Here is an 8,419-nt window from a genome sequence, read left to right on the forward strand (position 1 = left end):
GCTGGTCGGTCGCGAACTGGTGGGCGCGGCGTGAGCGCCCCCGTCCTCGACACCAAGCTGTCGCCGGACGGCGCCGACTTCCGCGCCAATGACGCGCATAATCGCGCCTTGGTCGAGCGGCTGCGCGCGGATGTCGCCAAGGCGGCGCTCGGCGGCAACGCGCGTAGCCGCGAGCGCCACACCGCGCGCGGCAAATTGCTGCCGCGCGATCGCGTCGAGCGGCTGCTCGATCCGGGCTCGCCGTTCCTCGAGATCGGCCAGCTCGCCGCCTGCGATCTCTATGACGGCGAGGTGCCGGGCGCGGGGATGATCGCCGGGATCGGCCGCGTCTCGGGGCGCCAGTGCATGATCGTGTGCAACGACGCGACGGTGAAGGGCGGGACCTATTATCCCCTCACGGTCAAGAAGCACCTGCGCGCGCAGGAGATCGCCGAGCAGAACCGGCTGCCGTGCATCTATCTCGTCGATTCGGGCGGGGCGAACCTGCCGCATCAGGCCGAGGTATTCCCCGATCGCGAGCATTTCGGGCGGATCTTCTTCAACCAGGCCAATATGTCGGCCAAGGGCATCCCGCAGATCGCCTGCGTGATGGGGAGCTGCACCGCGGGCGGCGCCTATGTCCCGGCGATGTCCGACGAGACGGTGATCGTGCGCAATCAGGGCACGATCTTCCTCGCCGGCCCGCCTTTGGTGAAGGCGGCGACGGGCGAGGAAATCTCCGCCGAGGAGCTGGGCGGCGCGGAGACCCACGGCCGCAAATCGGGGGTGGTCGATCATGTCGCCGAGAATGACGAACATGCGCTGACGATCGTCCGTGATATCGTCGCGACGCTCCAGCCCGAGACGCCCGCGACGGTCAACCGCCAGACCCCGCGCGCACCCAGATTCGCAGCCGAGGAATTGTACGGCGTCATCCCGCAGGACGTCCGCGCGCCTTATGACGTGCATGAGGTGATTGCGCGGCTGGTCGACGGCAGCGAATTCCACGAGTTCAAGGCGCTCTACGGCACCAGCCTGGTGTGCGGCTTCGCGCATATCTGGGGGCTGCCGGTCGCGATCCTCGCCAACAACGGCGTGCTGTTCAGCGAATCCGCGGTGAAGGGCGCGCATTTCATCGAGCTGGCATGCCAGCGGCGCATCCCTTTGCTGTTCCTCCAGAACATCTCCGGCTTCATGGTCGGCGGAAAGTATGAGGCGGAGGGGATCGCCAAGCACGGCGCCAAGCTGGTCACCGCGGTCGCCACCGCCACCGTGCCCAAGATCACCGTGCTGATCGGCGGCAGCTTCGGCGCGGGCAATTACGGGATGTGCGGCCGCGCTTATAGCCCGCGCTTCCTGTTCACCTGGCCCAACAGCCGGATCAGCGTGATGGGCGGCGAGCAGGCGGCGAGCGTGCTCGCCACCGTCCACCGCGATGCGGATAGCTGGACGCCCGAACAGGCCGAGGCATTCAAGGCGCCGATCCGCCAGCGTTACGAGGACGAGGGCAATCCGTGGCACGCCACCGCGCGGCTATGGGACGACGGGATCATCGATCCCGCGCAGACCCGCGACGTGCTCGGCCTCGCGCTCGCCGCGACGCTCAACGCCCCGATCCCCGAAGCGCCGCGCTTCGGCATATTCCGCATGTGATGGGAGAGGTGATGATCACCCCCTTGTTCGCCCTGCTGCTGCAGGTCACCCCCGTCGCCCCGATCGTCAAGGGCACCGCGCTGCCGCCGCCCGCCAACGACGATGCAGCGGTGATGGCGCCGATCCAGGCGTTGCTCGGCGCGATCGGCACGGGCGACGGCAATGCGGTGCTCGGCGTAACCCGCCCCGAAGGCAGCGCCACCGTCGCGAGCGAGGGTGCGCAACCCGGCGTGCGCTCGTTCCGCTGGGCCGATTTCGCCGCACGGCTCAAGCCCTCGGGCGACAAGGTCGAGGAACGGCTCGGCACCCCGGCGATCGAGATCGACGGCAACGTCGCGATGGTCTGGGCGCCCTATACCGTCACGGTCAACGGGCAGATTCATCACTGCGGCTATGATCATTTCGATCTGGTGCGCGAAGGAGGGACATGGAAGGTGCTCAACGTCACCTGGAGCCAGCGCACGACGGGGTGCGCGGCATGATCACGTCGCTCCTCATCGCCAATCGCGGCGAGATCGCCTGCCGCGTCATCCGCACCGCGCGCACGATGGGCATCCGCACCGTCGCGGTCTATTCCGACGCCGACGCCCGCGCGCTCCACGTCCGCATGGCCGACGAGGCGGTGCATATCGGCCCCTCGCCGGCGCGCGAAAGCTATCTCGTCGGCGAACACATCATCGCAGCGGCCAAGGCGACCGGGGCGGAGGCGATCCACCCCGGCTATGGCTTCCTCTCCGAAAACGCCGATTTCGCCGAGGCGGTGATCGCCGCCGGGCTGGTGTGGGTCGGGCCGAAACCCGCCAGCATCCGCGCGATGGGGCTGAAGGACGCCGCCAAGCGGCTGATGCAGCAAGCCGGCGTCCCCACCACCCCCGGCTATCTCGGCGACGACCAGAACCCCGATCGGCTCAAGGCCGAGGCCGATGCGATCGGCTATCCGGTGCTGATCAAGGCGGTCGCCGGCGGCGGCGGCAAGGGGATGCGCAAGGTCGATGCGGCGGCCGACTTCGCCGACGCCCTGCTGTCATGCCAGCGCGAGGCGGCATCGTCGTTCGGCGACGATCGCGTGCTGCTGGAGAAATATATCCTCTCGCCGCGGCATATCGAGGTGCAGGTGTTCGGCGACAGCCACGGCAATGTCGTCCATCTGTTCGAGCGCGATTGCTCGCTCCAGCGCCGCCACCAGAAAGTGATCGAGGAAGCCCCCGCGCCGGGGATGGACCCGGCGACACGCGCGGCGATCTGCGACGCGGCGGTCAAGGCGGCGCGCGCGGTCGATTATGTCGGCGCGGGGACGATCGAGTTCATCGCCGACGCCTCGACCGGGCTCCGCGCCGACGGCATCTGGTTCATGGAGATGAACACCCGGCTGCAGGTCGAGCATCCGGTGACCGAGGAGATCACCGGGGTCGATCTGGTCGAATGGCAGCTCCGCGTCGCGAGCGGCGAGCCTCTGCCCAAGCAGCAGGATGAGCTGTCGATCAACGGCTGGGCGATGGAAGCGCGGCTCTATGCCGAGGACCCGGCGAAGGGGTTTTTGCCCTCGACCGGGCGGCTGGAGATCTTCCGCGAGCATGAGGGTGTGCGGCTCGAAACCGGGGTCTATGAGGGCGCGGAGATCACCGGCTTCTACGATCCGATGATCGCCAAGATCGTCGTCCACGAGGAAACCCGCGAGGAAGCGTGCGAGGCGTTGGCGCGGGCCTGTGCCGCGACCGACATCTTCCCGGTCAAGACCAACGCGCCGTTCCTGTGGCGCGCGCTCGACGACAAGGATTTCCGCGCCGGGCGGATCGACACCGGGTTCATCGCCGCCAAGGGCGATGCCTTGCTCCCCCCGGCCGAGCCGACCGACGATATGCTCAAGCAAGCGGCGGCCGCGTTGCTGGTGCAGGAATATTACGGCGAGCCGACATTGGTCTCGCCCGAGGACGGCGATCTGCTCGGCGCGCCGCAGCGCGAGCCGTGGCGCGGCGCGATCGGCTTCCGCCTCAATGCCGCGACCAATCTGCGCACCGCGGTCAATGTTGACGGGCGCGCGCATGTCGTCGATCTGCCCGCCGACTGGCGCAGCGCGCCGGTCGTCGCCGAGCCGGTCGACGACGGCGTGGCGGTCAATGACGACGGCCTGTCGTTCCTCGCCGCCCCGGCGCGGGTGTCGGGCGCCGCCGCGGGCACCGCCGCCGACGGCGCGATCCTTTCCCCGATGCCGGGGCGGGTGATCGCGGTCGAGGTCGCCGCGGGCGACAGCGTGACGAAGGGGCAGAAGCTCCTCACGCTGGAGGCGATGAAGATGGAGCATTCGCTCGTCGCGCCGTTCGACGGGACGGTCGCGGAATTGAACGCTTATGCCGGCGGGCAGGTCAGCGAGGGCGCCTTGCTCGCGCGGGTCGAGCGGGCGGGAGAATAATCATGGCAGGCCGCTATTTCGACCAATGGCAGATCGGCGACCGGATCGAGCATGAGATTCGCCGCACCGTCACCGAGACCGACAATCTGCTGTTCTCGACGATGACGCACAATCCGCAGCCGCTGCACCTCGATCTCGAGGCGGCGAAGGCGAGCGAGTTCGGGCAGATCCTCGTCAACGGCACCTTCACCTTCGCGCTGATGGTCGGGCTGTCGGTGGGGGATACGACGCTCGGCACGCTCGTCGCCAACCTCGGCTACGACAAGCTCGTCATGCCCAAGCCCGTATTCATCGGCGATACGATGCGCGCGACCAGCGAGGTCGCCGGCCTGCGCGAGAGCAAATCGCGCCCCGATGCGGGGATCGTCACCTTCACCCACCAGTTGATCAACCAGCGCGATCAGGTGGTGTGCCAGTGCGAGCGCTCGGCGCTGCTCAAGCGGCGGCCGGGCTGATCCGTCCTAACGTCATGCCGGGCTTGACCCGGCATCCAGAATCGCAGGGGAAATCGCTTGTGGCTGTGGATGCCGGATCAAGTCCGGCATGACGACATAAAACGGGATGTCGGCCGCTTTAGCGCCGCGCCGCGAAGAAATCGCGCAGCAGCTCCCCCGCCTCGCGATCGCCGATCCCGGCGAACACTTCCGGCCGGTGGTGGCAGGTCGGCTGCGCGAAGAATCGCGGACCGTGCTCGACCGCGCCGCCCTTGGGGTCGGCTGCGCCATAATAGAGCCGCGCGATTCGCGCGTGCGCGATCGCCCCGGCGCACATCGCGCACGGCTCCAGCGTGACCCACAGGTCGCAATCCTCGAGCCGCTCGCGCCCCAACATCGCCGCCGCGGCGCGAATCGCCAGCATCTCGGCATGCGCGGTGGGATCGTGCAGCCGGCGCGGCGCATTGGCGGCGGTGGCGATCACCGCACCGTCGCGAATCACCACCGCGCCGACCGGGACTTCGCCCGCGGCAGCGGCCGCAGCGGCGGCATCGAGCGCGGCGCGCATCGGGGGCGGGAGCGGAAACATCGCCCCCCGCCTAATGCGCCGCGCCGCGCTCGGCCAGCGATCATGCGATATTGCCCGCCATCGGGTTGACGAAATCGCCGGGTCGCGGTAGGGGCGCCCACTTTCCGGGCAACCGAATTCAGGATCAAGATCATGTCGCGCATCTGCGAGCTGACCGGCAAGGGCCGGCAGGTGGGGCACAACGTTTCCCACGCGAACAACAAGACCAAGCGGACGTTCCTGCCCAACCTGCAGAACGTGACGCTGATCTCCGACACGCTGGAGAAGAGCGTGCGCCTGCGCGTCTCGACCCACGGCCTGCGCTCGGTGGAGCATAACGGCGGTCTCGACAATTGGCTGGTCAAGACCAGCGACGAGAAGCTGTCGCTGCGCGCCCGCCGCCTGAAGCGCGACATCGTCAAGAAGCGCGCCGCCGTCGCGGCCTGACGCTTCACGACGAACCGCTCGTCGTTACACGCGGCCCGTCCTCCCCAGCGGAGGGCGGGCCGTGTGGCGTTTTCCTTCCCACCGTTCGGGATTCGACAAGCTCAGCCCGAGCGGGTGGCTAAACGCAGCCGGAACTTCATCAGATAGCTTCGCCGGAACGCCATCTGATCATTGTCGGTGGTGATCCACAGCATCGTCGCGCCATTTTCGCGCGACACGGCAAGCCCTTCGCAATTCTCGCTGACCACCGGCGCCGCGAGCGTCGCAATCTCGCGCCCTGACGCGACCCCACCCGCGCGAATCGCCGCGCGCGGCACCAGCACCAGCTTCGCCGAAAAGCGCAGCCAGCCGAGATGCCGCCGGTTGAGCACCAAGAGATCGCCCGAGGGCAAGGCCGCCGCGTCGCTGGGATCATATCCCGCCGGCGGCCGATAGAAGAAGCGCGCCACCGGCGTCGCGCGCGAGGCCGGATCGCCGGCGAACAGCAACGCCGGGCGCAGCGCCCCGCGCCAGCGCTCGGCGATCACCACGAATCGCCCGTCGGGCAGCCGCGCGAGCGATTCGGCGCCGCTATTGTCCCACCATTTCGCCATCTCATGCGGCGCGCGGTGCGCTTCGCCGTGGCGGAAAGCGGCATCGTAGCGCCAGATCGCATTGGCGCGCTCGAAGCCGACCCACGCCCGCCCGCTCGCCGGTTCGATCGCGAGCGATTCGCTGTCGCGATCCTCCTTGCTCCACCCGCTGCCCGGCCCGTCGCCGAGCGCGCCGGTCTCCACCGCGGCCGCGCCGCGCGTGATGCGCAGCCGCAGCCAATTGCCCGAATCGCCCAGCAAGGTCGCCCGGCCGCGCTCGATCGCCAGCGCCGAAAACCCGCCGAACCCCGGCGCCGCGCTCGACAGCGTGACCGCGCCGACCGGCTCCAGCCGCCCGATACGCGCCGGCCAGCCGCCCTCGGGCACGTAGCGCACCACGCGCACCACCGCGCCGGGGGCGAGCCGCGTCACCGGATCGATCCCGCTCCAGCCGGGGACCACCGCGAGCACGGCAAGGATCGGGAACAACAAGGGGCGCATCCCGCCCCCGATAGCCGCGCGGACCCTGAACGGTCGATAACCGACGCATTCAGGATCGGTTCGCCGCGAATCGCGCAGATACGGTTTCAACGAAGCGGACCCTCCACTGGCGAGGCTTCGATCGGGAGACGTAAGATGTTCAAGAAACTGTCGCTGGCCGCTGTCGCGCTTTCGATCGGTGCGGCCGCCATGACCCCCACCGCCGCCAATGCGCAGCGTTATTACGATCGCGGCTACAACAACGGCTATTACGATCGCGGTTACGATCGCGGTTATTACGATCGCGGCTACAATGCGCGTCGTTACGACGACAACCGCCATTATTACCGCAACCGTCGCTGCTCGAACGGCGGCACCGGCACGGTGCTCGGCGCGATCGCCGGCGGGTTGCTCGGCCGCACGATCGACAATAGCGGCGATCGCCTCGCCGGCACGTTGATCGGCGGCGTCGGCGGCGCGCTCGCCGGCCGCGCGATCGAGCGCTCGGACAATCCCCGTTACTGCCGCTGAAGTTGAGCGGCAGCCCGGTTAACTCGCGTAGCGTATCGAGTTCCCTCCAGTAGCTTACCGAGGGCGCGGGCCCGACTTCCCCCTTAACCGGGAGACGTCGGGCCCGTTGTCGTTTGCGCGCGGCTTCGCTATATCGCGCGCATGCGCCGCCTCATGCGATCCCGGCCGACCACTACCACCCCCGGCTTCCCGGGGGCCCTGACGCGCGTCGGCTGACCGCGATCGGGCGCCTCCCCGGGGAACGGGGAGAGCAAGGCGCCCGCCCTCTCCTTCCTGCCGCTTTCCCCCGGGCGCCACGATGTGCATAAGCCCGCCAGAACCGACAGGACCTCACATGAACGACATGATTTCGATCTCGCTGCCCGACGGCTCGGTCCGCGCGATGCCGCTCGGCACCACGCCGGCGGATGTCGCCGCGGCGATCGGGCCGGGGCTCGCCAAGGCGGCGCTCGCCGCGCGGGTCGACGGCGAATTGCGCGACCTCAACCGCCCGATCGAGCATGACGCCAAGCTCGCGCTGGTCACCGCGCGCGACGAGGCCGACGCGCTCGAGCTTGCGCGGCACGATTATGCGCATGTGCTGGCCGAAGCGGTGCAGGAACTGTTTCCGGGGACGCAGATCACCTTCGGCCCGGCGACCGACGACGGCTTCTATTACGATTTCGCCCCCAAGGACCGCCCGTTCACCGAAGAGGACCTGCCCGCGATCGAGGCGCGGATGCGCGCGATCATCGCCGCGGACAAGCCGCTGCGCCGCGAGGTGTGGTCGCGCGAACAGCTGATCAGCCGCTGGAAGCAGCAGGGCGAGACGTTCAAGGCCGAATGGGCCGCCGAGCTCCCCGACGCCGAGGAGCTGACGGTCTATTGGTCGGGCGACGACTGGCTCGACATGTGCCGCGGCCCGCACCTCCCCTCGACGGGCAAGCTCGCGCCGGACGCGTTCAAGCTGACGCGCGTCTCGGGCGCTTATTGGCGCGGCGACCAGAAGAACGCGATGCTCTCGCGCATCTACGGCACCGGCTGGCTCAACAAGAAGCAGCTCGACCAGCATCTCTTCCGGCTGGAGGAGGCGGCCAAGCGCGATCACCGCAAATTGGGGCAGGAGATGGATCTGTTCCACCTCCAGGCCGAGGCGCACGGCAGCGTCTTCTGGCACCCCAAGGGCTATATCATCTGGCGCGAGCTGGAAGCCTATATGCGCCGCGCGATCGACGGCGCGGGCTATCGCGAGGTCAAGACGCCGCAGGTGATGGACGCGCGCCAGTGGGAGCAATCGGGCCATTGGGGCAAATATCGCGAGAATATGTTCGTCATCCCCGACGAAGTGCCCAATAGCCCAATACCG

Annotated in this window: 9 protein-coding genes; 7 read left to right on the plus strand and 2 right to left on the minus strand. The window is 68.5% G+C overall.

Annotation, left to right across the window (positions count from 1 at the left end; genetic code table 11):
• Positions 1-30: 30 nt before the first annotated feature.
• The 4 genes from BGN95_RS01425 to BGN95_RS01440 are packed head-to-tail and all read left to right on the plus strand — an operon-like array spanning position 31 to position 4,497.
• Positions 31-1,632, plus strand: a complete 1,602-nt coding sequence (locus BGN95_RS01425; protein ID WP_286771392.1) for a carboxyl transferase domain-containing protein — start codon at positions 31-33, stop codon at positions 1,630-1,632.
• An 11-nt stretch (positions 1,633-1,643) separates the two neighbouring features.
• Positions 1,644-2,114 (plus strand): nuclear transport factor 2 family protein, encoded by a 471-nt coding sequence (locus tag BGN95_RS01430; RefSeq protein ID WP_286771393.1) that lies wholly within the window; start codon positions 1,644-1,646, stop codon positions 2,112-2,114.
• On the plus strand, positions 2,111-4,042 hold the full coding sequence (locus tag BGN95_RS01435; RefSeq protein ID WP_286771394.1) for an acetyl/propionyl/methylcrotonyl-CoA carboxylase subunit alpha: 1,932 nt from the start codon (positions 2,111-2,113) through the stop codon (positions 4,040-4,042). The genes BGN95_RS01430 and BGN95_RS01435 overlap by 4 nt, the downstream gene beginning before the upstream one ends.
• Before the next feature lie 2 nt (positions 4,043-4,044).
• Positions 4,045-4,497 carry a MaoC family dehydratase gene (locus tag BGN95_RS01440; protein WP_286771395.1) on the plus strand — a complete coding sequence of 151 codons (453 nt, stop codon included), beginning with the start codon at positions 4,045-4,047 and terminating at the stop codon, positions 4,495-4,497.
• Between the two features lie 118 nt (positions 4,498-4,615).
• On the opposite strand, the gene BGN95_RS01445 is transcribed toward BGN95_RS01440, so the two are convergent.
• A complete protein-coding gene (locus tag BGN95_RS01445) occupies positions 4,616-5,044 on the minus strand; it encodes a nucleoside deaminase (RefSeq protein ID WP_265314076.1) in 429 nt (142 codons plus the stop codon).
• Between the two features lie 153 nt (positions 5,045-5,197).
• Here BGN95_RS01445 and rpmB point away from each other — a divergent pair, with 153 nt between their 5' ends.
• Positions 5,198-5,491 (plus strand): 50S ribosomal protein L28, encoded by a 294-nt coding sequence (gene rpmB, locus BGN95_RS01450; RefSeq protein ID WP_179513207.1) that lies wholly within the window; start codon positions 5,198-5,200, stop codon positions 5,489-5,491.
• Positions 5,492-5,592: 101 nt separating this feature from the next.
• On the opposite strand, the gene BGN95_RS01455 is transcribed toward rpmB, so the two are convergent.
• Positions 5,593-6,564 (minus strand): esterase-like activity of phytase family protein, encoded by a 972-nt coding sequence (locus tag BGN95_RS01455; RefSeq protein WP_286771396.1) that lies wholly within the window; start codon positions 6,562-6,564, stop codon positions 5,593-5,595.
• Positions 6,565-6,699: 135 nt separating this feature from the next.
• On the opposite strand from BGN95_RS01455, the gene BGN95_RS01460 reads away from it, so the two are divergent.
• Together BGN95_RS01460 and BGN95_RS01465 are read left to right on the plus strand one after the other, a co-directional pair.
• Complete coding sequence (locus tag BGN95_RS01460; protein ID WP_179513205.1) at positions 6,700-7,074, plus strand: glycine zipper 2TM domain-containing protein; 375 nt, start codon at positions 6,700-6,702, stop codon at positions 7,072-7,074.
• A gap of 334 nt (positions 7,075-7,408) precedes the next feature.
• The coding region (locus BGN95_RS01465) for a TGS domain-containing protein (RefSeq protein WP_286771397.1) at positions 7,409-8,419 on the plus strand (1,011 nt) is incomplete at its 3' end.

Source organism: Sphingomonas sp. 66-10 (assembly GCF_001897045.1).
GTDB classification, from domain to species: Bacteria; Pseudomonadota; Alphaproteobacteria; order Sphingomonadales; family Sphingomonadaceae; genus Sphingomonas; species Sphingomonas lycopersici.